At 62.9% G+C, this 21,799-nt stretch carries 21 protein-coding genes; 15 read left to right on the forward strand and 6 right to left on the reverse strand.

Annotated elements, in window-relative coordinates; translation table 11 throughout:
* The first annotated feature begins 106 nt into the window (after positions 1–106).
* The 5 genes from paaN to paaK all read left to right on the forward strand — a co-directional run bounded on the left by paaN (position 107) and on the right by paaK (position 5,870).
* Positions 107–1,807 carry a phenylacetic acid degradation protein PaaN gene (paaN, locus tag AC3WOG_RS18490; protein ID WP_492579307.1) on the forward strand — a complete coding sequence of 567 codons (1,701 nt, stop codon included), beginning with the start codon at positions 107–109 and terminating at the stop codon, positions 1,805–1,807.
* A gap of 127 nt (positions 1,808–1,934) precedes the next feature.
* On the forward strand, positions 1,935–3,137 hold the full coding sequence (gene pcaF / locus AC3WOG_RS18495) for a 3-oxoadipyl-CoA thiolase (protein ID WP_492579308.1): 1,203 nt from the start codon (positions 1,935–1,937) through the stop codon (positions 3,135–3,137).
* A gap of 49 nt (positions 3,138–3,186) precedes the next feature.
* On the forward strand, positions 3,187–3,978 hold the full coding sequence (paaG, locus tag AC3WOG_RS18500) for a 2-(1,2-epoxy-1,2-dihydrophenyl)acetyl-CoA isomerase PaaG (RefSeq protein ID WP_492579309.1): 792 nt from the start codon (positions 3,187–3,189) through the stop codon (positions 3,976–3,978).
* Position 3,979: 1 nt separating this feature from the next.
* Positions 3,980–4,441: a hydroxyphenylacetyl-CoA thioesterase PaaI gene (gene paaI / locus AC3WOG_RS18505; RefSeq protein ID WP_492579310.1), complete on the forward strand. Its 462-nt coding sequence runs from the start codon at positions 3,980–3,982 to the stop codon at positions 4,439–4,441.
* Positions 4,442–4,565: 124 nt separating this feature from the next.
* A complete protein-coding gene (paaK, locus tag AC3WOG_RS18510; RefSeq protein WP_492579311.1) occupies positions 4,566–5,870 on the forward strand; it encodes a phenylacetate--CoA ligase PaaK in 1,305 nt (434 codons plus the stop codon).
* Positions 5,871–6,003: 133 nt separating this feature from the next.
* Here paaK and mltA read toward each other — a convergent pair whose 3' ends face one another.
* Positions 6,004–7,128: a murein transglycosylase A gene (gene mltA, locus AC3WOG_RS18515; protein ID WP_492579312.1), complete on the reverse strand. Its 1,125-nt coding sequence runs from the start codon at positions 7,126–7,128 to the stop codon at positions 6,004–6,006.
* On the opposite strand from mltA, the gene AC3WOG_RS18520 reads away from it, so the two are divergent.
* The gene (locus AC3WOG_RS18520) at positions 7,073–7,318 is read left to right on the forward strand and encodes a hypothetical protein (RefSeq protein WP_341315872.1); all 246 of its coding nucleotides are present in this window, start codon (positions 7,073–7,075) and stop codon (positions 7,316–7,318) included. The genes mltA and AC3WOG_RS18520 overlap by 56 nt on opposite strands.
* Positions 7,319–7,364: 46 nt before the next feature.
* On the opposite strand, the gene apaG is transcribed toward AC3WOG_RS18520, so the two are convergent.
* Entirely contained in the window at positions 7,365–7,739 is a 375-nt protein-coding gene (gene apaG, locus AC3WOG_RS18525) for a Co2+/Mg2+ efflux protein ApaG (protein ID WP_341314200.1), read from the reverse strand.
* A gap of 276 nt (positions 7,740–8,015) precedes the next feature.
* Between apaG and rpe the strand changes: the two genes are divergently transcribed.
* The 8 genes from rpe (at position 8,016) to AC3WOG_RS18565 (ending at position 15,452) form a co-directional block, all read left to right on the forward strand.
* Positions 8,016–8,699 (forward strand): ribulose-phosphate 3-epimerase, encoded by a 684-nt coding sequence (rpe, locus tag AC3WOG_RS18530; protein WP_492579313.1) that lies wholly within the window; start codon positions 8,016–8,018, stop codon positions 8,697–8,699.
* A 15-nt stretch (positions 8,700–8,714) separates the two neighbouring features.
* Positions 8,715–9,431, forward strand: coding sequence for a phosphoglycolate phosphatase (locus AC3WOG_RS18535; protein ID WP_492579314.1), 717 nt, complete (start codon positions 8,715–8,717; stop codon positions 9,429–9,431).
* A 369-nt stretch (positions 9,432–9,800) separates the two neighbouring features.
* Positions 9,801–11,294: an anthranilate synthase component I gene (trpE, locus tag AC3WOG_RS18540; RefSeq protein WP_492579315.1), complete on the forward strand. Its 1,494-nt coding sequence runs from the start codon at positions 9,801–9,803 to the stop codon at positions 11,292–11,294.
* 13 nt (positions 11,295–11,307) lie between these two features.
* Positions 11,308–11,901, forward strand: coding sequence for an aminodeoxychorismate/anthranilate synthase component II (locus AC3WOG_RS18545; RefSeq protein ID WP_492579316.1), 594 nt, complete (start codon positions 11,308–11,310; stop codon positions 11,899–11,901).
* A 17-nt stretch (positions 11,902–11,918) separates the two neighbouring features.
* Positions 11,919–12,950, forward strand: coding sequence for an anthranilate phosphoribosyltransferase (gene trpD / locus AC3WOG_RS18550; protein ID WP_492579837.1), 1,032 nt, complete (start codon positions 11,919–11,921; stop codon positions 12,948–12,950).
* A gap of 18 nt (positions 12,951–12,968) precedes the next feature.
* A complete protein-coding gene (gene trpC / locus AC3WOG_RS18555; protein ID WP_492579317.1) occupies positions 12,969–13,754 on the forward strand; it encodes an indole-3-glycerol phosphate synthase TrpC in 786 nt (261 codons plus the stop codon).
* A gap of 37 nt (positions 13,755–13,791) precedes the next feature.
* Positions 13,792–14,418 carry a CYTH domain-containing protein gene (locus AC3WOG_RS18560; RefSeq protein WP_492579318.1) on the forward strand — a complete coding sequence of 209 codons (627 nt, stop codon included), beginning with the start codon at positions 13,792–13,794 and terminating at the stop codon, positions 14,416–14,418.
* 197 nt (positions 14,419–14,615) lie between these two features.
* The gene (locus tag AC3WOG_RS18565; protein ID WP_492579319.1) at positions 14,616–15,452 is read left to right on the forward strand and encodes a uracil-DNA glycosylase; all 837 of its coding nucleotides are present in this window, start codon (positions 14,616–14,618) and stop codon (positions 15,450–15,452) included.
* Between the two features lie 105 nt (positions 15,453–15,557).
* On the opposite strand, the gene AC3WOG_RS18570 is transcribed toward AC3WOG_RS18565, so the two are convergent.
* The 4 genes from AC3WOG_RS18570 to AC3WOG_RS18585 form a co-directional block, all read right to left on the reverse strand.
* Complete coding sequence (locus AC3WOG_RS18570) at positions 15,558–16,154, reverse strand: FMN-dependent NADH-azoreductase (protein ID WP_492579320.1); 597 nt, start codon at positions 16,152–16,154, stop codon at positions 15,558–15,560.
* A gap of 154 nt (positions 16,155–16,308) precedes the next feature.
* Positions 16,309–18,099 (reverse strand): M61 family metallopeptidase, encoded by a 1,791-nt coding sequence (locus AC3WOG_RS18575; protein ID WP_492579321.1) that lies wholly within the window; start codon positions 18,097–18,099, stop codon positions 16,309–16,311.
* A 101-nt stretch (positions 18,100–18,200) separates the two neighbouring features.
* Entirely contained in the window at positions 18,201–18,926 is a 726-nt protein-coding gene (locus AC3WOG_RS18580; protein ID WP_492579322.1) for a DsbC family protein, read from the reverse strand.
* A gap of 125 nt (positions 18,927–19,051) precedes the next feature.
* Positions 19,052–20,224, reverse strand: a complete 1,173-nt coding sequence (locus AC3WOG_RS18585) for a UbiH/UbiF family hydroxylase (RefSeq protein ID WP_492579323.1) — start codon at positions 20,222–20,224, stop codon at positions 19,052–19,054.
* Between the two features lie 305 nt (positions 20,225–20,529).
* On the opposite strand from AC3WOG_RS18585, the gene ychF reads away from it, so the two are divergent.
* Positions 20,530–21,624: a redox-regulated ATPase YchF gene (gene ychF, locus AC3WOG_RS18590; protein WP_492579324.1), complete on the forward strand. Its 1,095-nt coding sequence runs from the start codon at positions 20,530–20,532 to the stop codon at positions 21,622–21,624.
* Positions 21,625–21,799: the final 175 nt, after the last annotated feature.

Below are 21,799 nucleotides of genomic sequence, written 5' to 3' on the forward strand. Positions count from 1 at the left end.
CGAAAACGTTTCGCGCGGCCGTCTTAATAATGCTAACATTCACCAACCAACCGGTCGGTCAATTATTCGACAGGCTTTTCCCAACGCACAGCCAAGCCCCTCTGCCATGACACATCCGCTATTCACCAAACACGAAGACACGCTGCAAAAGGCACTCACCGCGATTGAAACGCGCGGCTACTGGAGCCCATTTGTCGAGATGCCCAGTCCGAAAGTGTACGGGGAAACAGCTAACGCCGACGGCGAAGCCGCGTTCAAAACACACCTGAACAAGACCTTCGAACTTGACCAGCCGTCGACCGGCGAAACCGTCGGGGCTGAAGTCTCGCCGTTTGGGTTCGCGCTTGGCATCCGCTATCCGAAGGCCGATCCTGACGCGCTGATCGCCGCCGCCGCTGCCGCACAGCGCCATTGGCGCGCCGCCGGGCCACAGGCATGGGTCGGCGCGTGCCTCGAGATCCTCGCCCGCGTGAATCGCGCCAGCTTCGAAATTGGCTACAGCGTGATGCACACAACCGGCCAGGCATTCATGATGGCTTTCCAGGCCGGTGGCCCGCATGCACAGGACCGTGCGCTCGAAGCCGTCGTGTATGCATGGGACCAATTGCGCCGTATCCCCGCGAACGCCCACTGGGAAAAGCCGCAGGGCAAAAATCCGCCGCTTGCAATGCACAAGCGCTATACCGTTGTTCCGCGCGGCACTGGCCTTGTGCTCGGTTGCTGCACCTTCCCGACATGGAACGGCTACCCCGGCCTGTTCGCCGATCTGGCCACCGGCAACACGGTCATCGTCAAACCGCATCCGGGCGCAATCCTGCCGCTCGCACTGACCGTGCGAATCGCGCGCGACGTGCTGCGCGAAGCCGGTTTCGATCCGAACGTCGTCACCCTGCTGGCGAGCGAACCGAACGATGGCCCGCTCGCCCAGGATTTGGCCTTGCGCCCGGAAATCAAGCTGATCGACTTCACGGGCAGCACGCAAAACGGCACGTGGCTCGAGCGCAATGCGCATCAGGCGCAGGTCTACACCGAAAAAGCCGGCGTCAACCAGATCGTGATCGACTCGGTCGACGACATCAAAGCCGCCGCCCGCAATATCGCGTTCTCGCTCGCGCTGTACTCGGGCCAGATGTGCACTGCGCCGCAAAACATCTATGTGCCGCGCGACGGCATCCGTACCGCTGACGGCACACTCGGTTTCGACGAAGTCGCTCAAGCCATTGCCGGCGCCGTGCAAAAACTGGTTGCCGACCCAGCCCGTGCCGTGGAACTACTCGGCGCGATTCAGAACGACGGCGTAACCCAACGTATCGACGAAGCGAGCAAGCTCGGCCGCGTTCTCGTAGCGAGCCAGTCGCTCGAGCACCCTGCTTTTGCCGGCGCACGCGTGCGCACACCACTCGTGCTCCAACTGGACGCCGCCACGGACCACGTACAGTTCACCAAGGAGTGGTTCGGTCCGATCTCGTTCGTCATCGCGACGGACTCGACGGCGCAGTCGCTCGATCTCGCCGGCGCGATTGCCGCCGAGCACGGCGCGTTGACGCTGTCGGTCTACAGCACGGACGAAGCTGTGCTCGACGAGGCACATGAAGCGTCGATTCGCGGCGGCGTGGCACTGTCGATCAACTTGACGGGTCGCGTATTCGTCAATCAATCGGCGGCCTTCTCCGACTTCCACGGCACGGGTGCGAATCCGGCAGCAAATGCCGCGCTCGCCGACGCCGCATTCGTCGCGAACCGCTTCCGCGTAGTTCAGAGCCGCGTTCATGTTGAACCGAAAGCGGCGCCGGCGGTAGCTAGCTGAACGGCGTAAGACAAAAGCACGGCTGTCGTCCTATGCCGTTTGGCCGAATGGACCGCGCCGTGCACCCTAACTAACATGAGACATCGGATTGGCATTTCGCGCCGATCCGTCCCAGCAGGAACCTCACATGAACGACGCCTTTATTTGCGACGCGATTCGCACCCCTATCGGTCGCTATGGCGGCGCCCTGAAGGATATCCGCACCGATGATCTCGGTGCGGTCCCGATCAACGCGCTGATCGAGCGCAATCCGGGGGTGGATTGGTTCGCGCTGGACGATGTGATCTATGGCTGCGCTAATCAGGCCGGTGAAGACAATCGCAACGTTGCCCGCATGTCGGCATTGCTGGCTGGTTTGCCGACCAACGCGCCCGGCGCGACCATCAACCGCCTGTGCGGCTCGGGCATGGACGCGGTCGGCACCGCGGCGCGCGCCATCAAGGCGGGCGAAGCGCGTCTGATGATCGCGGGCGGCGTCGAAAGCATGACGCGCGCGCCGTTCGTGATGGGCAAGGCCAATAGCGCGTTTTCGCGGCAAGCTGAAATTCACGACACGACCATCGGCTGGCGCTTTATCAATCCACTGATGAAGCGCCAATACGGCGTCGATTCGATGCCGGAGACCGCGGAGAACGTCGCCGTCGAATTCAGCATAAGCCGCGCGGATCAGGATGCCTTTGCGCTATCGAGCCAGCAAAAGGCGGCCCGCGCGCAGCGCGACGGCACACTGGCTCAGGAAATCGTCGGCGTCGAAATCGCGCAGAAGAAAGGCGACCCCGTGCGCGTAACGCTTGACGAACACCCGCGCGAGACTTCGCTCGAAAGCCTCGGCAAGCTCAAGGGCGTGGTCCGCGCCGACGGCAGCGTGACCGCCGGCAACGCATCGGGCGTGAACGACGGCGCCTGCGCGCTGTTGCTCGCGAATCAGGACGCTGCTGATCAATACGGACTGCGTCGCCGTGCACGCGTGCTGGGCATGGCAACGGCAGGGGTCGAGCCGCGCATCATGGGCATCGGCCCGGCGCCTGCCACGCAAAAGCTGCTGAAGCAGCTGAGCATGTCGCTCGATCAATTCGACGTGATCGAACTGAACGAGGCCTTCGCATCGCAAGGACTTGCAGTTCTGCGCACGCTTGGGCTGCGCGACGACGATCCACGCGTCAATCCGAACGGCGGAGCGATTGCACTCGGCCATCCGCTTGGCGCGTCGGGCGCCCGTTTGATCACCACAGCGCTGTATCAGCTGGAACGAACCAACGGCCGCTTTGCGCTTTGCACGATGTGCATCGGCGTCGGCCAGGGCATCGCATTGGTGATCGAGCGGCTCTGATATCGAGCCGCCGCGACCACCGGTCAAAGAGACTTTGAGGAGACACCCAATGTCATATGAAGCGATTCGCGTCGACGTCGACGCCTCGAGCCACGTAGCGACCATCACGCTAAACCGCCCGGACAAGCTCAACAGCTTTACGCGCGCGATGCATCAGGAACTGAGTGCCGCGCTCGGCCAGGTCGAAGCATCCGGCGCACGTGCGCTCGTGCTGACTGGCGCGGGCCGCGGCTTCTGCGCCGGGCAGGATCTCGCGGATCTCGACTTCACGCCGGGCGCGATGACCGATCTCGGCGAGCTGATCGACGAGCATTTCAATCCGCTAATTCGCCGGCTGCAAGCGCTGCCGTTGCCGGTGATCGCAGCGGTCAACGGCACGGCTGCCGGAGCCGGCGCCAATCTCGCGCTGGCTTGCGATCTCGTGCTTGCCGCTCGCTCGGCCAGCTTCATTCAAGCGTTCGTGAAGATTGGTCTCGTGCCGGATTCGGGCGGCACCTGGTTTCTGCCGCAGCGTGTAGGCATGACGCGCGCGTTGGGACTCGCCATCACCGGCGACAAACTGAGCGCGGAGAAAGCCGAAAGCTGGGGGCTGATCTGGCAGACGGTCGATGACGCGCAGCTCGCCGCCACCGCGGCCAGGCTAGCGGCCCAACTCGCACAGCAACCCACGCGCGCCATCGCCGCGATCAAGCGGGCCATGCGCGCGGGTGCAACGCAAACCCTCGACCAGCAGCTCGATCTCGAACGCGATTTGCAGCGTGAACTCGGCACGTCGCACGATTACGCCGAAGGTGTGCAAGCGTTCGTGGAAAAGCGTGCGCCGCGCTTCGAGGGGCGCTGACATGTCTGCACAACCGAACCGCCCCGCCCGCATGACGCCGGACGAACTCGCCCGCGCGACCGCTGCCGCGATGTACGAAAACGACGCGTGCAGCCGTGCGCTCGGACTAGAAGTGGAGGAAGTGCGCGCAGGATATGCGCGCTTGCGCATGGCCGTGCGCGACGACTTCCTCAACGGCCATCAGATCTGCCATGGCGGCCTGATTTTCACGCTCGCTGATTCCACGTTCGCCTTCGCCTGCAACACGTACAACATCAACACAGTCGCGGCTGGCTGCTCGATCGAGTTTCTGCGGCCGGTACAAGGCGGCGACGTGCTGACGGCTGAAGCCATCGAGCAAACGCTGAGCGGCCGCACCGGCATCTACGATATTCGCGTGACGAATCGCGCTCAGGAAACCGTGGCGATGTTCCGCGGCAAATCGGCGCAAATCAAAGGTAACCTGATTCCTACGGGCGACTGAACGGCACATTAACGGCGCATGGATAACAGCCCGCCGAGCAGCCCGCAGCCCCGATTTTCACACCCGATCGCGCACCGCGCACCGCTCACCAGACTCAAGCATTGAAGCAGCAAGGAGACATTCGATGACTACCGCCCTCCCGCTCGATCCTATCGAGACAGCCAGCCGTGACGAACTTGCTGCGCTTCAGCTCGAACGGCTCAAATGGTCGCTGAACCACGCTTACGAAAATTCGCCGGTCTATCGGGGCAAATTCGATGAAGCGGGTGTTCGTCCGAGCGACGTGAAGACCCTCGCCGACCTGTCGCGCTTCCCCTTCACAACCAAGAAGGATCTGCGCGACAACTATCCTTTCGGCATGTTCGCCGTCCCGCAGGAACAAATATCGCGGATTCACGCATCGTCGGGAACGACGGGCAAACCGACGGTGGTCGGCTACACCGCGCGCGATATCGACACGTGGGCGAATCTCGTGGCGCGTTCGATCCGCGCCGCCGGCGCGAAGCGCGGCGACAAGGTGCACGTGAGCTACGGCTACGGCCTGTTCACGGGCGGCCTCGGCGCGCACTACGGCGCCGAGCGCGCGGGTCTGACGGTGATCCCGTTCGGCGGCGGCCAGACCGAAAAGCAAGTGCAACTGATCCAGGATTTCCGCCCGGACATCATCATGGTGACGCCGAGCTACATGCTGTCGATCGCCGACGAACTTGAGCGGCAAGGCATCGATCCGGCCAGCTGCTCGCTGCGCATCGGCATCTTCGGCGCGGAGCCGTGGACCAACGACATGCGGCATGCAATCGAAAAACGCATGGGTATCGACGCGGTCGATATCTACGGTTTATCCGAAGTAATGGGACCTGGCGTGGCGTCGGAGTGTGTCGAGACCAAAGACGGCCCGACCATCTGGGAAGATCATTTCTATCCCGAGATCATCGATCCCGAAACCGGCGAGGTGCTGCCGGACGGTGAACTCGGCGAACTGGTGTTTACGTCGTTGACCAAGGAAGCACTGCCGATCGTCCGTTACCGGACGCGCGATCTGACACGCCTATTGCCGGGCAGCGCCCGCACCATGCGCCGGATGGAAAAGATCACCGGCCGCTCGGACGACATGATGATCGTACGCGGCGTCAACGTGTTCCCGACGCAGATCGAAGAATTGCTGCTCAAGCAACACGCCCTCGCGCCTCACTATCAAATCGTGCTGACGAAGGAAGGTCCGCTCGATGTATTGACGCTGAACGTCGAGCCCTGCCCGGAAACGGCGCCGGATACAGCCGCGCTGCACACGGCAAAACAGGCGCTGACCTATGACATCAAGGCGCTGATCGGCGTCAGCGCGGTAGTCAATGTGCTGGCTGTGAACGGGATCGAGCGTTCGGTGGGCAAGGCGCGACGAGTGGTGGACAAGCGCAAGTCCAGGCCTTGAGCTGGCGGACGGCCGCTGGTGAGTGAAAACAGAAGGCAATCGCAACTGCAACACGCCAAGGCAGAAGATCGGGCAAGGGCGGCATTTCCTATCAGGATAACGAGGACAATGCCGCCCGCACACCGCCAATTCCTCAGGAGTTCGGCAGCAACAGCCACATCCGGCCGCCCTGCTTCATCTTGCCGGCCAGATCGCCTGCATCGTCGCCGAGGCCCCAGAAGTAATCGGCGCGCACGCCGCCTTTGATCGCGGAACCCGTGTCCTGCGCAAATACGAGGCGATTCATCGGCGAGTTCGTCAACGGACGCGTGGTCTGCAAAAACACCGGCGTGCCGAGGGGAATTGAAGACGGGTCAACGGCAATCGACCGTTCCGGCGTCAGTGGCACGCCCAGCGCACCGATCGGACCGTCGGCGCCGCCACTCGGCACACTCTCGCCGGACGGCATTTCGCGGAAGAACACGAAACGCGGATTCGTGTCGAGTAGCGCGTCGACCCGTGTCGGATTAGCGCGAGCCCATGCCTTGATGCCCTGCATGGTCGCCTGCGCCGGCGTGAGCTCGCCGCGATCGAGCAGCCAGCGTCCGATCGACTTGTACGGCTGGTTGTTCGTGCCGCCAAAGCCGAGCCGCATCACGCTGCCGTCTTCCATCACGATGCGCCCGGACCCTTGCACTTGCAGGAAGAACGCTTCGATCGGATCGTCGACCCATACCAGTTCATTACCGTTTAGCACGCCCGCGCGCTCGAGTTGCGCACGCGCCGGTAGCGGCGCGCCGGCGCGATAACCGGACGGCCAGCGATACAGCGCAGTCTGGTACACACCGTGCCGCGTGCGCGAACCGCGCAGCAACGGCTCGTAGTAACCGGTGACGAGGCCGTCGAGCGTGCCGTCGTTGTTGGCTAGCTGGAAAGGCGTGAAATAGGCCTCGAAAAACGCACGCGCGCTGGTGACGTCGAGGTCGTCGATCTGCGCGGCCGCCGCACATGCGCGCGCCCAGTTCGGTTGTCGCGCCAGCCTCAGACAGTTTTGCCGCAACGCGGCCGTTGCGCCGATCAGCGAGTCGTCCTGCCAGCCCGGCACTTGCTGCCAAGCCACTGCTGTGAGCCGCGCCGGGGCAATCTGTCCGGGTATGATCGCGGCGCCTGTGGGCGGCGAAACTGAAGGCCGGACTGCACCGCCGCCACCGCAGGAAGCCAGCATGACAGCAACCGAAAGCGCCCCGAGCCATGCCCCGGCCGTGCGGACAAAACGCATACAATGTTCGTTCTTGATGGAAACCGCCATGTCTGATCTGTTCGACGAATACCCGATGCTCATCTTCGCGCTGGAATCGCTCCTCGCGCTCTTCCTGCTCGTCTTTATCGTTGTGTGGACGTCGTCCGGCAAGAAAAAAGCCGCACGCGCCAACAGTAGTGAACAGCAAAAGCAGCAAAAACCGCAGTAACGCTGCACAGTAAAGCTCTTTAAAGACCGCGGGCCGCGCCCTCGGTTCAATGCAACGTGCGTGGCATGCGCAGGATGAACTCGGGCACGGGCGCGTCGAAGCGTTCACCGTCCTCAGCCACGCAGAAATACTCGCCGCGCATTGTGCCAACGGGCGTGGCGATCACCGCCCAACTCGTATATTCGAACTGCTCGCCGGGCTTGAGCAGCGGCTGATGGCCGACCACGCCAAGACCTTTCACCTCCTGCACGTTCTTGTCGCTATCGGTGATCACCCAGTGGCGCGCAATCAGTTGCGCAGGCACCTGGCCGCTGTTACGGATAGTCAGCGTGTATGCAAACGCATACTGGCGGCGCTCCGGGTCCGACTCTTCGGGCAGATACTGCACCTGCGCCGAGACGCTGAATTCGTACTGGCTCATCCTGATTCCGGTCTGGTGAAACGGGGGCTGGAAAATCGCGGGGAGGCCCGAACGCCAATGGTTTGCGGGCGCATTAGCGAAGCGGCGCTTATGGTTTGGCATTCTGCTTGATGCGCGGCACGCCCGCAACCGGACAAATCCCTTCGGCCAAGGGCTTTTAGGGCGTTTTGTCACGTTCGGCGCGCCATTCGAAACCCACATCGAACCGCCCGCGAGCCAGTTCGCAACCGCACAAACCGGTAAAATGGCGTTTTCCCGCTTGCACCCGTCCCCGCCATGACGCAATTCCGCATCGCTCCCAGCATCCTGTCCGCCGATTTCGCACGCCTCGGCGAAGAAGTCCGCAACGTTGTCGCCGCCGGCGCCGACTGGATTCACTTCGACGTGATGGACAATCACTACGTGCCGAATCTGACGATCGGCCCGCTCGTCTGCGAAGCGATCCGCCCGCACGTGGACGTGCCGATCGACGTGCATCTGATGGTGCGCCCGGTCGATCGCATCGTGCCGGATTTCGCCAAGGCCGGCGCCAACCTGATCAGCTTCCACCCGGAAGGCTCGGACCATATCGACCGCACGCTGTCGCTGATTCGCGACCACGGCTGCAAGGCCGGTCTCGTGTTCAATCCGGCTACGTCGCTGAATTATCTGGATCACGTGATGGACAAGCTCGACCTGGTGCTGATCATGTCGGTGAACCCGGGCTTCGGCGGCCAATCGTTCATTCCCGAGGCGCTCAACAAGCTTCGCGAGGCGCGCAAGCGGATCGACGCGTACAAGGAAAAGACCGGCCGCGAGATTCATCTCGAAGTGGACGGCGGCGTGAAGGTCGACAACATCGCCGAAATCGCGGCGGCTGGCGCGGACACGTTCGTGGCCGGCTCGGCGATCTTCGGCGCGCCGGATCACAAGGCCGTTATCGACAAGATGCGTAGCGCGCTCGCCAACATCCAGCACTGAGATCGAATACTGAGCATGACGACTGCGTTCCCTGCCCCGACTTTCACCGGTCCGCGCCTGCAAGCCGCGCTCATCGACCTCGACGGCACCATGATCGACACCGCCGACGATTTCACCGCCGGCCTGAATGGCATGCTCGCGCAACTCGACGCGACGGAGACTTCGCGCGAGGAAGTGGTCGGCTATGTCGGCAAGGGTTCGGAGCATCTGATCCGCAGCGTGCTGGCGCCGCGCTTCGAAACGGCTCACGCGCAGGACCGTTTCGACGAGGCACTTGCCATCTATCAGGCGGAGTACGCGAAGATCAATGGCTTGCACACGCGGCTGTATCCCGACGTCGAAGCCGGCCTGATCGCCATGCGCGATGCCGGCCTCAAGCTCGCCTGCGTCACCAACAAACCGCATCGTTTCGCGGTTGAATTGCTACAGCAATACGGGCTCAGCCAGTATTTCAGCGTCGTGCTCGGCGGCGACAGCCTGCCGAAAAAGAAACCGGATCCGTTGCCGATGCTCACCGCCGCGGCACAGTTAGGTGTCGAGCCGCAAGTCACGGTAGCCATCGGCGATTCGGAAAACGACGCGCTGGCAGGCCGCGCCGCGGGCATGGCGACGCTAACGGTGCCTTACGGCTACAACCACGGCCAAGCTATACAAACAATAAAATCCGATGGTATAGTTGCCTCGCTGCTCGATGCCGCGAAGGCTATCGCAGCGCACCAATCCACGACTTGAAAAGTCCTTCATCCTCATGTTTCTGAATAAAAAACGGAGTCTGATTAGCATCGACCGGGGAGCCTGGCCCTGGCGTCGCTGGTCGCGCTAACCTCGCCTGAGGTACGCTGAAGCTCGTCTTCAGCAACCGTTTTTTACTTCGCTGCGCTCACGCTTTTTTCCATCGCCTTGTTTCGCTGCATCGGTTGATTCGGCCTTCGTGTACCCGCAAAGTACCGCTATGTGCTGAAACCCGTTGCATGCGTCGATGGGAAACTCGCGTCGGTCGGTATCATCGTGTCGAAACGTCGAACGAACGCCTGACCGGCCGCGCAACGCCCCGCTTTGTCCGACGCACGCCACCGCCGGACGTACGAACAGGATCGGAACATGACCGAACTCGAATTCCAGTCCCTCGCGAACGAGGGTTTCAACCGCATTCCGCTGATCGCCGAAGCGCTCGCCGACCTCGAAACGCCACTCTCGCTCTACCTGAAGCTCGCGCAAAGCGAACGCAACGGCGCCAACTCGTTCCTGCTGGAATCGGTGGTGGGCGGCGAACGCTTTGGCCGCTATTCGTTCATCGGCCTGCCGGCGCGCACGCTGCTGCGCACCCGCAACGGCGTGTCGGAAGTGGTGTCGGACGGCAAGGTCGTCGAAACGCACGAAGGCGATCCGCTCGAGTTCATCCAGCAATTCCAGAGCCGCTTCAAAGTCGCGCAACGCCCGGGCTTGCCGCGTTTCGCGGGTGGGCTGGCTGGTTACTTCGGCTACGACGCGGTGCGCTACATCGAGAAAAAGCTCGCTCACACCGCGCCGAAAGACGATCTGAACCTGCCCGACATCCAGTTGCTGTTGACCGAAGAAGTCGCGGTGATCGATAACCTCGCGGGCAAGCTGTACCTGGTGGTCTACGCCGATCCGACGCAGCCCGAGGCCTACACAAAGGCCAAACAGCGTCTGCGTGAATTGCGTCAGCGTTTGCGCACGACCGTGCAGCCGCCCGTCACGTCGGCCAGCGTGCGCACCGAGACCTACCGCGAATTCGCGAAAGACGACTATCTGGCCGCCGTGCGCAAGGCGAAGGAATACATCGCCGCCGGCGAGTTGATGCAGGTTCAGGTCGGCCAGCGTCTGACCAAGCCGTATCGCGACAATCCGTTGTCGCTGTATCGCGCGCTGCGCTCGCTGAATCCGTCGCCGTATATGTATTACTACAACTTCGGCGACTTCCACGTGGTCGGCGCGTCGCCGGAAATCCTGGTGCGCCAGGAAAAGCGCGGCGAGGACCGTATCGTGACGATCCGCCCGCTCGCCGGCACGCGTCCGCGCGGCAATACGCCGGAACGCGATGCGGAACTCGCCACCGAACTGCTGAACGATCCAAAGGAAATCGCCGAGCACGTGATGCTGATCGACCTCGCGCGTAACGACGTCGGCCGTATTTCGCAGATCGGCTCGGTGACCGTCACCGATCAGATGGTGATCGAAAAGTACTCGCACGTTCAGCACATCGTGAGTTCGGTCGAGGGCAAGCTGAAGCCCGGCACCACCAATTTCGACGTGCTGCGCGCTACCTTCCCGGCCGGCACGCTGTCCGGCGCGCCGAAGGTCCGCGCAATGGAGTTGATCGACGAACTGGAACCCGTGAAGCGCGGCTTGTACGGCGGCGCGGTCGGCTATCTGTCGTTCACGGGCGAAATGGACATGGCCATCACGATTCGCACCGGCGTGATCCATAACGGCAATCTGTATGTGCAGGCGGCAGCAGGTGTGGTCGCGGATTCGGTGCCGGAATCCGAATGGCAAGAGACCGAGAACAAGGCGCGTGCGGTATTGCGCGCCGCCGAGCAGGTGCAAGACGGCCTCGATAGCGACTTCTGACCGGAGACAGACCATGCTGCTAATGATCGACAACTACGACTCGTTCACCTACAACCTGGTGCAGTACTTCGGCGAACTCGGCGAAGACGTGCGCACCTATCGGAACGACGAAATCACGCTGGACGAAATCGCCAGGCTCAACCCCGAGCGCATCTGCCTGTCACCTGGCCCGAGCAACCCGCAACACGCCGGCATTACGCTGGACGTACTGCGCGAATTCGCCGGCAAGATGCCGATTCTCGGCGTCTGCCTCGGCCATCAGGCGATCGGTGAAGCGTTCGGCGGCCGCGTGGTGCGTGCGCAAACCATCATGCACGGCAAGGTGAGCACCATCGAAACCGACTGCAAAGGCGTATTCGCCGACCTGCCGAAGCATTTCGTCGTAACCCGCTACCACTCGCTCGCGATCGAACGCGAATCGCTGCCCGACTGCCTCGAAGTGTCCGCATGGACCGAGGACGGCGAAATCATGGGCGTGCGTCACAAGGAACTGGCTGTGGAGGGCGTGCAGTTCCATCCGGAATCGATCCTGTCCGAACACGGCCACGCGCTGCTTGAGAATTTCGTCAAGCAGTCGAAGGCCGCCGCAACACCACGCAACGCTTGATGAAGAGAGACGACATCATGACGATTACGCCCCAGGAAGCGTTGCAGCGCACGATCGAGCACCGCGAAATTTTCCACGACGAAATGCTGCACCTGATGCGCCTCATCATGCGCGGCGAACTGTCGCCCGTGATGGCCGCGGCGATCATCACCGGCTTGCGCGTCAAAAAAGAGACCATCGGCGAAATCACCGCTGCCGCCACGGTGATGCGTGAATTCGCCCTGCACGTCGAGGTGCAGGACAACTCGAACTTCGTCGATATCGTCGGCACCGGCGGCGACGGTTCGCACACCTTCAACATTTCCACGGCGACGATGTTCGTCTCCGCCGCGGCCGGCGCGAAGGTCGCGAAGCATGGCAATCGCGGCGTGTCGAGCAAGTCGGGCAGCGCGGACGTGCTCGAAGCGCTCGGCGTCAATATCGATCTGCAGCCGGAACAGGTGGCGGCGTCGATTGCGGAAACCGGCATGGGCTTCATGTTCGCGCCGAACCATCATCCGGCCATGAAGAACATCGCGCCGGTGCGCCGCGAACTCGGCGTGCGGACCATCTTCAACATTCTCGGGCCGCTGACCAATCCGGCCGGCGCGCCGAATCAGCTGATGGGCGTATTCCACGCCGACCTCGTCGGCATTCAGGTGCGCGTGATGCAGCGCCTCGGCGCGAAACACGTGCTGGTGGTGTACGGTATGGACGGCATGGACGAGGTCTCGCTCGGCGCAGCCACACAAGTCGGCGAACTGCGCGACGGCGAGGTGCACGAGTACGAGATCCATCCGGAAGACTTCGGCATGCAGATGGTGTCGAACCGCACGCTGAAAGTGGCCGACGCCGCCGAATCAAAAGTCATGCTGCTCGAAGCGCTCGACAATAAGCCTGGCGTCGCGCGCGAAATCGTCACGCTGAACGCGGGCACGGCGCTGTATTCGGCGAACGTGGCGGCATCGATTGCGGATGGTATCCAGTTGGCGCGGGAAGCGATCGCGAGCGGCAAAGCACGCGCGAAGGTCGACGATCTGATCCGCTTCACCCAGCAATTCAAGCAGTAACTACGTAGCGAGACACTCATGAGCGACATCCTCGACCGCATCATCGCGGTCAAACGCGAAGAAGTCCGCGCTGCCAAACAGAGCGCGCCGCTTGATGAACTGCGCCTCGAAGCGTCGTCACGCGATATCCGCGATTTCGTCGGCGCGTTGCGCGCGAAACACGCAGCAGGTCTTGCCGCCGTGATCGCCGAGGTGAAAAAGGCGAGCCCATCCAAAGGCGTGCTGCGCGAGCATTTCGTGCCGGCGGATATCGCCCGCTCGTACGAAAAACACGGCGCAGCCTGCCTCTCCGTTCTCACCGACGTGCAATTCTTCCAGGGCAGCGTCGCGTATCTCGAGCAAGCACGCGCCGCGTGCAGCCTGCCGGTGCTGCGCAAAGATTTCATTGTCGATCCGTATCAGATCGTCGAAGCCCGCGCGATGGGCGCCGACGCGATCCTGCTGATCGCCGCGGCGCTCGACACCTCGCGGATGCAGGATCTCGAAGCGCTCGCGCATTCGCTGGGCCTTGCGGTGCTGGTCGAAGTGCACGACAGCAACGAATTGGCTGAAGCGCTCACGCTGAAGACGCCGCTGATCGGCATCAACAACCGCAATCTGCGCACGTTCGAAACATCGATCGACACGACCATCGGCATGCTCGAATCGATCCCGGACGACCGTATCGTCGTCACCGAGTCGGGTCTCCTGTCGCGCGCCGATGTCGAGCGGCTGCGGGCGATGGACGTGCATACGTTCCTCGTCGGCGAGGCGTTCATGCGCGCAGAAGAGCCGGGGGTGGAACTGGCACGGATGTTTTTCTGAACGCAGCTTCAACACGCAGCATGTAGCGGAACAAATCATGGGCATGGAACGTGAAATCAAGCTGGCGCTGCCGGTGAGCCAGGTGAACGCGGCGACGCGGTGGTTCGTCGCGCGCACCGGCGACGAGGGCCGCCCGATCAAGCTGGCGAATATTTACTTCGATACACCCGAACTGGCTTTAGCGAGTGCGAAGAGCGCGCTGCGCCTGCGGCACACGCCGGACGGCTGGCTGCAAACCTTCAAGACGGTGGGCAACGCCAGGAATGGTTTGCACAGCCGGCATGAATGGGAAATGCCGGTGGCCGGTGAAAAACTCGAGATCGACGCTTTGCTGCACGCGTGCGATGAACCCGCTGCCGCTGAGGCCTTGCGCGAGGCAGCGCCGGAGTTGATCGAACTGTTTCGCACGAACTTCACGCGCACGCTCTGGCATATCGAGCTGGACGGCTCAGAAGTCGAAGCCGCGATCGACCAGGGCGACGTGCTCGCGGACGTGAACGGCGAAACCCGCCGCGCGCCGATCTCGGAAGTTGAACTCGAACTGAAATCGGGCGATGAAGCCGCGCTGAACACGCTCGCGAGCGAACTCGGCAAACAGGTCGCCGGCCTTGCGCCGGACAACATCAGCAAAGCACAACGCGGGTATCAGTTGCGGGCAGCCTGAGCGGTGGTGGCAAGCGCGACGACGCGTCGCGCTTGTCGGCCCGGTTGCAGTGGGAGTCGCAGTCAGCCTTACAGGCCAACCACGCGCCGCCGCGTGACACCCGCTCCGCCCGCTTCCCGTCAGACTGCGCCTTGCGCCAACTCCGCGCAGCAGACGCATCTTGAGCAACAGCACGTTTGCTGCGACACTTCCCCGCCATGACCTCAGCTTTCCGCAACCGCTCCAATCCGTCGCAAGCCTCGTTGTTCGGCGACGCCACCGCCACACCCGCGAACGCAGCGGCAACGCAGATGCGATCAGCCACCGCCGACACCCCGCCAACGCTAGAAGCCCAATTCGCCGCCCTGCCACCCGCATGGCTCGAGCATCTCCGCCCGTTCACCGAAAGCGACGCCTACGCGCCGCTGTGCCGCTTCGTCGACGGTGAGCGCGCGGCCGGCAAAACCGTTTACCCCGCCGACGTATTTCGCGCGCTGCGCCTGACCAGTCCCGACGAAGTAAAAGTCGTGATCCTCGGCCAGGACCCGTACCACGGCGAAGACCGCGGCACGCCGCAAGCCCATGGACTCGCGTTTTCCGTGCCGCCGGCCGTGCGTCCGCCGCCGTCGCTGCGCAACATCTTCAAGGAAATCGCCGCGAGCCTCGGCTATGAGCCGCCGCGTCACGGCTGCCTCGACGCGTGGGCCAAGCAAGGCGTGCTGCTGCTGAACACGGTGCTGACCGTCGAGCGCAATTCGGCCGCGAGCCACGCGAAACGCGGCTGGGAGAAATGCACGGACACCTTGATTCACGAACTGGCGATGCGCCACGACGGCTTGGTGTTCATGCTGTGGGGCGCGCACGCGCAAGCGAAGCGCGCGCTGCTCGGCGGCAAGTCGCATTACGTGCTGGAAGCGCCTCATCCGTCGCCGCTGTCGGCGCATCGCGGCTTTCTCGGCTGCGGGCATTTTGCGTCGGCCAACGAGTATCTCGCCAGCCACGGCCGGCAACCGATCGATTGGCGCTTGCCCGACGAAGCGCAAATGCTCGCGTAAAGCTGCGTTCGTCAGCGCTGAAGCAAAAAACAAAAACGCCACGGAACTCACATTCCGTGGCATTTTTTCGTTCACCGCGATGAAACTGACGCGGCGGAGCCAACCTTACGCAGCAGCGATCGCCTCGCGCGCGCTCGCCAGCGCCGCACCAGCTGCGTCCGGGCCCATGTTCAGGCCTTCGGCGTAGATGAAGTTCACATCGATCATGCCGAGGAAGCCGAGGAAGCTCTTCAGGTACGGGGTTTGGGTGTCGTTCGGGGTGCCTACATACTTGCCGCCGCGTGCCGACACCACGTAAACCTTCTTGCCCTTCACGAGACCTTCCGGACCGTTCGCCGTGTACTGGAACGTGATGCCAGCGCGTGCGATGAAGTCGAAGTACGTCTTCAGTTGCGACGAAATGCCGAAGTTGTACATCGGCGCGCCGATCACAACGATGTCGGCGGCTTGCAGTTCGGCGATCAGCGCTTCGCTGCGTGCAGAAATCGCGGCTTGTTCCGGCGTGCGTTGGTCGGCCGGCGTAAAGAACGCGCCGAGGACGGCGTCGTCCAGATGCGGCAGCGGTTCAGCTTGCAGGTTACGGACGACGACTTGCGCGCCCGGATTCGATTGTTGCAGCTTGGCGGTCAGCTCGTTGACGAGCAACGTCGAGTTCGCGCCTTGCGAGCGGGCTGCCGAGTTGATTTGCAGGATCGTGGTCATGGTTGACTCCAGTAGGGGCGCGCAGTGTTGCGCGAGTGGAGCCATTGTGTTTTTTTACCGGCCCGGGAAAAAGCCATCCGGCAGCGACGGATTGTTGCATGGATAGAACAATCCGCCGCTCTGAACCGTCGATTTGCAACGGCCAGGATTACGATCAGCTTGCCAGCCAGCGGTCACGTGCCTTGCGCGCAGCGGGCCGCTTGTCGCTCGCGGTGAGCTTGTAGCGCACCACCTCAGGGCCGTCCAGCTTGACTTGCACGGTGCGCAGCTCGTCGCGGCGGAACGCGTGAACCTCAACTTTCGCGCCCGGCAGATAGCGCGACAACAGCGTGTCAAGATTCGAGCCGGTCACGCGCAGGCCGTCGATCGCCATCAGCACGTCGCCCGCCGACAGCCCGGCTTTTTGCGCCGCGCTGCCTTCATGGACCGCCGTCAGCGTGCAATCCGCGCCGCCGCGCACGCGCGCGCCGAGCGAAGGCTTGCCGTTCTTGTCCAGGTCGGATGCGAGCGTGACGCCGAACGGCGCCAGCAGCGTGTCGAGCGGCAGGTCGCGCGTGCCGTGCACGGCGTCGGCGAACAGTTCGTCCAGGTGCGCGCCGGTCGCTTCCGCGAAAATCGCCTCGATCTCGCTTTCTTCGACGCCGACAGGCTTGCCGCGATAGAAGTCCCGCCCGAAGCGTTGCCACAGCAGACGCATCACGTCATCGAGCGATTTGCGGTGGTTGGTTTGCGCGCGAATCGTCAGATCGAACGCCAGCGCGACAAGCGAGCCCTTGGTGTAATAGCTGACGATCGCGTTCGGCGCGTTTTCGTCCTGCCGGTAATATTTGACCCAGGCGTCGAACGCGCTCTCGGCGACCGTCTGCTTCTGGCGGCCGCTGCCGCGCAGCACGCCGCCGATCACCTTGCCGACCATGCCAAGATAGTCTTCCTGCGAAATGACGCCGCTGCGCACCAGGACCAGGTCGTCGTAATACGACGTGAAGCCTTCGAACAGCCACAGCAGCGACGTGTAGTTCTCGCGAGTCAGGTCGTACGGCGCAAACACGGCCGGCTTGATGCGCTTCACGTTCCACGTGTGGAAATATTCGTGGCTGCACAGGCCGAGGTAGGTTCGGTAGCCTTCGGTGAGCGCTTCGCGGCCTTCCACCGGCAGATCGCCGCGACTGCAGATCAGCGCCGTCGAGGCGCGATGCTCCAGGCCGCCGTAACCTTCGGCAACAGCCTGCGTCATGAACACATAGCGCTCGACCGGCGCTTTCTTCGACTTAGGCTCGAACAACGCGATCTGCGCTTCGCAAATGCGCTTCAGGTCGGCGGACAGCCGCGCCATGTCGAGCCCGACCACCCGCCCGGCGATCACGATGTCGTGCGGCACGCCGTGTGCCTTGAAGGTCGCCAGCGCGAATTCACCCAACGTAACCGGATGATCGATCAGCTCGTCGTAGTTCTGCGCGCGGTACTCGCCGAAGCCGTAGCGCCTGGTGCCACGTGCTTCCGGCAACGCGGTCGCGACCCGCCAGTCGCGATACGCCGCGCCCTCCGGCTTCTGAATATCGACTACGCACTGCGCTTCCTCGTGCCCGAGCGGCGACAGAAACACGCTGGTGCCGTTGAAAAAGCCGGTCGTGTCGTCCAGATGCGCCGCCCGCACCGACAGATCCCATGCATACACCTCGTAGCGCAGCCTCAGCGCGCCTTTGACCGGCGCGGCCTGCCACGTCTGCTTATCGGTCTTCTCGATGCGCACTTTGCGGCCCGCGTCGTTGAAGGCACGCAGCGTGACGATGTGGCGCGCGAATTCGCGCACCATGTAGCTGCCCGGAATCCACACCGGCAGCATGAAACGCTGGCCGGCCGGATCGGGATCGGCGACGGTCACGGTGACTTCGAACAGATGGGCGGCGGGTTGCTTGGGAACGATGGTGTAGCGGATTGGCTTCATCGGCGGCGGTTAGGAGATTTCAGGCGAGGATGAGGATGTTCGGGGCTTGACGTGAAAGGAGGCGCACGCCGCGCCTCCTCTGTTCAATTCGTGTTGCGTGCTCAGCGCACGGCGGACATTTCCTTGTCCAGCCGGTCTGCCGGCACCGCGCCGGGCAAGCGGCGGCCGTCGGCGAGGAACACGGTGGGCGTGCCCTCGACATTCATCGCGTGGCCGAGCGCCAGGTTCTTGTCGAGCGCGGCGGTATCACACGTGCCGGCTGCCGTCGGCGCCTGATGGTCCTGCATCCACGATTCCCACGCCTTCGCACGGTCGCTCGAGCACCAGATCGACTTCGACTTCGCTGTCGAATCCGGCGACAGCACCGGGTACAGGAAAGTGTAGACCGTCACGTTGTCGATCGACTTGAGCGTAGTTTCGAGCTGCTTGCAGTACGGGCAGTTCGGATCGGAGAACACGGCGATCTTGCGCGCACCGTTGCCCTTGACGACCTTCACCGCATTTGCGAACGGCAAGCTCGCGAAATCGATACGGTTGGTTTCCGACAGACGCGCTTCCGTCAGATTTTTGCGCGTCTTCGCATCGACGATGTCGCCAAGCATGAGGTAATCGCCGTTCGCGTCGCTATAGACGATCTGCGCGCCGAGGTTTACTTCGTAGAGGCCAGCAATCGGCGACTTCGTGACGCTCTTGATGGCCACGTCCGCGAGACGCGTCTGCAGCGTGGCTTTGAGCTTGTCGGTGGTTTGATCGGCCTGCGCTGAGCAGCCGATTGCCACGGCGGCGATCGCGAGCGCGACAGCTGCGATGCGGAAGGATTTTTTCATGCTGAATTCCTGGGTTCTAGCGCGTGAGGTGCGCGTTTTCGCGACATGACTGGTCTGACCAGAATGACGTCCATCCGTTCATCATACCTGTCTCGCCGATCCGGGCATGCGGGCCGGCGCACGCTCTAGCCCAGCGCGGCCGACACCAGCCAGCGCTTGATCAACGGTTGCGCGCCGACGAAGGCCATGCCGGTATTGCGCAGGGCCTTGGCGAACGGGCCGGGCACGGAGAAGAGCTTTTGCAGACCGTCGGTGGCGATCATCAGCGCGCGAATGTCTTCGCGGCGGGCGCGCTCGTAGCGGCGCAACAGCACCAGGTCGCCGAGATCGCGGAACGCTTCCTTGCCGGCCACCGTCTCGGCGAGCGCGGCGACGTCGCGCAAACCCAGGTTCATGCCCTGGCCGGCCAACGGGTGAATCAGATGCGCGGCATCGCCGACCAGCGCGACGCGCGGCGCCACCAGGCGGTCGACGGTTTGCAGCGCGAGCGGGAAGCCTTGGGCGGGCGTCACGCATTCGAGCGCGCCGAACTGGCCGCCCGTCACGCGTTCGACTTCGGCGGCGAGTTGCGCCGGATCGAGCGCGAGCAGTTGCTCGGCGTGTTCAGTGCGCGCCGACCAGACCAGCGACACGTGGCCGTCCGGCATCGGCAGCAGCGCGACGATCTCGCGGTCCTTGAACCATTGATATGCCGTTTCGCTGTGCGGCTTCTCGGCCTTGAAGTTCGCGACCACACCGGTTTGCCTGTAATCGCGCCGGCTCATCTTCGAACCGATCTGAGCGCGTACCCACGAATGCGCGCCGTCCGCGCCGACCACCAGATCGGCCTCGAGCACATTGCCGTTGGCCAGACCGACGCTCGCGCCATCGGCATTGAAATCGAGCGCCTGAGCGCGCGAGTCGATCCAGGTGAGATTCGGCTGGAAACGCAGCGCGGCATCCAAAGCGCGCTCGATCAGCGACGATTCGACAATCCACGCCAGTTGCGGCACGGACGCCTGAAATGCGGAGAAATGGAGTTCAGCGTGCGCGTCGCCGTAGACCCGCATGTCGTAGACAGGCCCCAGCCGCGACAAATCGAGCGCCTGCCAGACCCGCAACCGCTCCAGCAAAGCCTGTGAACTCGACGACAACGCGTAGACCCGCGAGTCGAACGTGGCTCCGGCGGCTAGCGGCGCACAGGGTTGCGCGAGCAGCGCCACGCGCAGTCCGCTTTGCGTCAGCGCAAGCGCCGCGGTCTTGCCGACGAGCCCGCCGCCGATCACGGCGACATCAAAGGTCTGGTGGTGTGCGTTCATCCGCGCATTATAGCTGCGGGGGTTACGGGGGACGGATCGGCACGTGCGGCATTTCGGCTCGAAAACCGGCGTCCATGCCAATGCCCGTTCCAGCTTTCCCGCTCCCTCGCCCAGAAAGCCCACCCGAAAGAGTTACAATCGCGACTTCCGTGACAAAACTCGCACTAAATCGTTGAGCCAACGCCCCGATTTGGTGTCTTGTCTCGCTCCGCTGCGGCCCATCGCCACGCCATCACGAATGCTTTCGCATCCAGCGCACAGCGTCGAGCGCATCACGCAACTTACTGATTCACTGAAGGATTTCCATGAGCCTCAAATGCGGCATCGTCGGCTTGCCTAACGTCGGCAAGTCCACCCTGTTCAATGCGCTGACCAAGGCGGGCATCGCCGCGGAAAACTATCCGTTCTGCACGATCGAGCCGAACGTCGGCATCGTCGAAGTGCCGGACGCGCGGTTGCAGGCGCTCGCCGAAGTCGTCAAGCCGGAGCGCGTCCTGCCGGCCGTAGTGGAATTCGTCGACATCGCGGGCCTCGTGGCCGGTGCGAGCAAGGGCGAAGGTCTGGGCAACCAGTTTCTCGCGAACATCCGCGAAACCGACGCGATCACGCACGTGGTGCGCTGCTTCGAAGATGAGAACGTGATTCACGTCGCGAACAAGATCGATCCGTTGTCGGATATCGAAGTGATCAACACCGAACTGGCGCTGGCCGACCTCGCGACCGTCGAGAAGGCGCTCACGCGCTATTCGAAGGCCGCCAAGTCGGGTAATGACAAGGAAGCAGCCAGGAACGCCGCCGTGCTGGAGAAAGTCCGCGCGCAGCTCGATCAGGCCAAGCCGGTTCGGGCGCTCGATCTGTCAGACGAAGAAAAAGCGCTGCTCAAGCCGTTCTGCCTGATCACCGCGAAGCCGACGATGTACGTCGCCAACGTGAAGGAAAACGGTTTCGAAAACAACCCGCATCTGGACGCGGTGGCGAAGTTCGCGGCAGCGGAAAACGCGCCGGTCGTCGCCGTGTGCGCAGCGATCGAAGCGGAAATCGCCGACCTCGACGAAGCCGACATGGAAGTGTTCCTCGAGGACATGGGCATGGAAGAACCGGGCCTGAACCGCGTGATTCGCGCGGGTTTCAAGCTGCTGGGCCTGCAAACGTATTTCACCGCCGGCGTGAAGGAAGTGCGCGCCTGGACCATCCACGTCGGCGATACCGCGCCGCAGGCGGCGGGGGCGATTCACACCGACTTCGAGCGCGGCTTCATTCGCGCGCAGACGATCGCCTTCAACGATTTCATCACCTACAAGGGTGAACAAGGCGCGAAGGAAGCCGGCAAGATGCGCGCCGAAGGCAAGGAATACGTCGTGCACGATGGCGACGTGATGAACTTCCTGTTTAACGTCTGAGCGGAAGCGCTGTCAGGCGGAACCCTACCCTCCAAAAAAACCAAAAGGCCCGCTTCCAGCGGGCTTTTTCATGTCAATCCAATCCGAACGAGTCGATAGATATCGAACAAGTAGCCGGGTACGAAACCCGGCATGCTTCGTTCGACAGACGAGACAAAAACCCGGGTACAGAAGA

This window comes from Paraburkholderia sp. FW306-02-B, from assembly GCF_058782725.1.

Excerpts from the sequence above, each read along its gene's own strand:
- trpC (WP_492579317.1), top strand. The coding sequence starts at position 12,969 with ATGAGCGACATCCTCGACCGCATCATCGCGGTCAAACGCGAAGAAGTC.
- AC3WOG_RS18565 (WP_492579319.1), top strand. The coding sequence starts at position 14,616 with ATGACCTCAGCTTTCCGCAACCGCTCCAATCCGTCGCAAGCCTCGTTG.
- ychF (WP_492579324.1), top strand. The coding sequence starts at position 20,530 with ATGAGCCTCAAATGCGGCATCGTCGGCTTGCCTAACGTCGGCAAGTCC.
- pcaF (WP_492579308.1), top strand. The coding sequence starts at position 1,935 with ATGAACGACGCCTTTATTTGCGACGCGATTCGCACCCCTATCGGTCGC.
- paaN (WP_492579307.1), top strand. The coding sequence starts at position 107 with ATGACACATCCGCTATTCACCAAACACGAAGACACGCTGCAAAAGGCA.
- paaK (WP_492579311.1), top strand. The coding sequence starts at position 4,566 with ATGACTACCGCCCTCCCGCTCGATCCTATCGAGACAGCCAGCCGTGAC.
- AC3WOG_RS18585 (WP_492579323.1), bottom strand. The coding sequence starts at position 20,224 with ATGAACGCACACCACCAGACCTTTGATGTCGCCGTGATCGGCGGCGGG.
- trpE (WP_492579315.1), top strand. The coding sequence starts at position 9,801 with ATGACCGAACTCGAATTCCAGTCCCTCGCGAACGAGGGTTTCAACCGC.
- AC3WOG_RS18570 (WP_492579320.1), bottom strand. The coding sequence starts at position 16,154 with ATGACCACGATCCTGCAAATCAACTCGGCAGCCCGCTCGCAAGGCGCG.
- AC3WOG_RS18575 (WP_492579321.1), bottom strand. The coding sequence starts at position 18,099 with ATGAAGCCAATCCGCTACACCATCGTTCCCAAGCAACCCGCCGCCCAT.
- mltA (WP_492579312.1), bottom strand. The coding sequence starts at position 7,128 with ATGCGTTTTGTCCGCACGGCCGGGGCATGGCTCGGGGCGCTTTCGGTT.
- rpe (WP_492579313.1), top strand. The coding sequence starts at position 8,016 with ATGACGCAATTCCGCATCGCTCCCAGCATCCTGTCCGCCGATTTCGCA.
- AC3WOG_RS18580 (WP_492579322.1), bottom strand. The coding sequence starts at position 18,926 with ATGAAAAAATCCTTCCGCATCGCAGCTGTCGCGCTCGCGATCGCCGCC.
- AC3WOG_RS18560 (WP_492579318.1), top strand. The coding sequence starts at position 13,792 with ATGGGCATGGAACGTGAAATCAAGCTGGCGCTGCCGGTGAGCCAGGTG.
- apaG (WP_341314200.1), bottom strand. The coding sequence starts at position 7,739 with ATGAGCCAGTACGAATTCAGCGTCTCGGCGCAGGTGCAGTATCTGCCC.
- paaG (WP_492579309.1), top strand. The coding sequence starts at position 3,187 with ATGTCATATGAAGCGATTCGCGTCGACGTCGACGCCTCGAGCCACGTA.
- AC3WOG_RS18545 (WP_492579316.1), top strand. The coding sequence starts at position 11,308 with ATGCTGCTAATGATCGACAACTACGACTCGTTCACCTACAACCTGGTG.
- trpD (WP_492579837.1), top strand. The coding sequence starts at position 11,919 with ATGACGATTACGCCCCAGGAAGCGTTGCAGCGCACGATCGAGCACCGC.
- AC3WOG_RS18535 (WP_492579314.1), top strand. The coding sequence starts at position 8,715 with ATGACGACTGCGTTCCCTGCCCCGACTTTCACCGGTCCGCGCCTGCAA.
- paaI (WP_492579310.1), top strand. The coding sequence starts at position 3,980 with ATGTCTGCACAACCGAACCGCCCCGCCCGCATGACGCCGGACGAACTC.
- AC3WOG_RS18520 (WP_341315872.1), top strand. The coding sequence starts at position 7,073 with ATGACAGCAACCGAAAGCGCCCCGAGCCATGCCCCGGCCGTGCGGACA.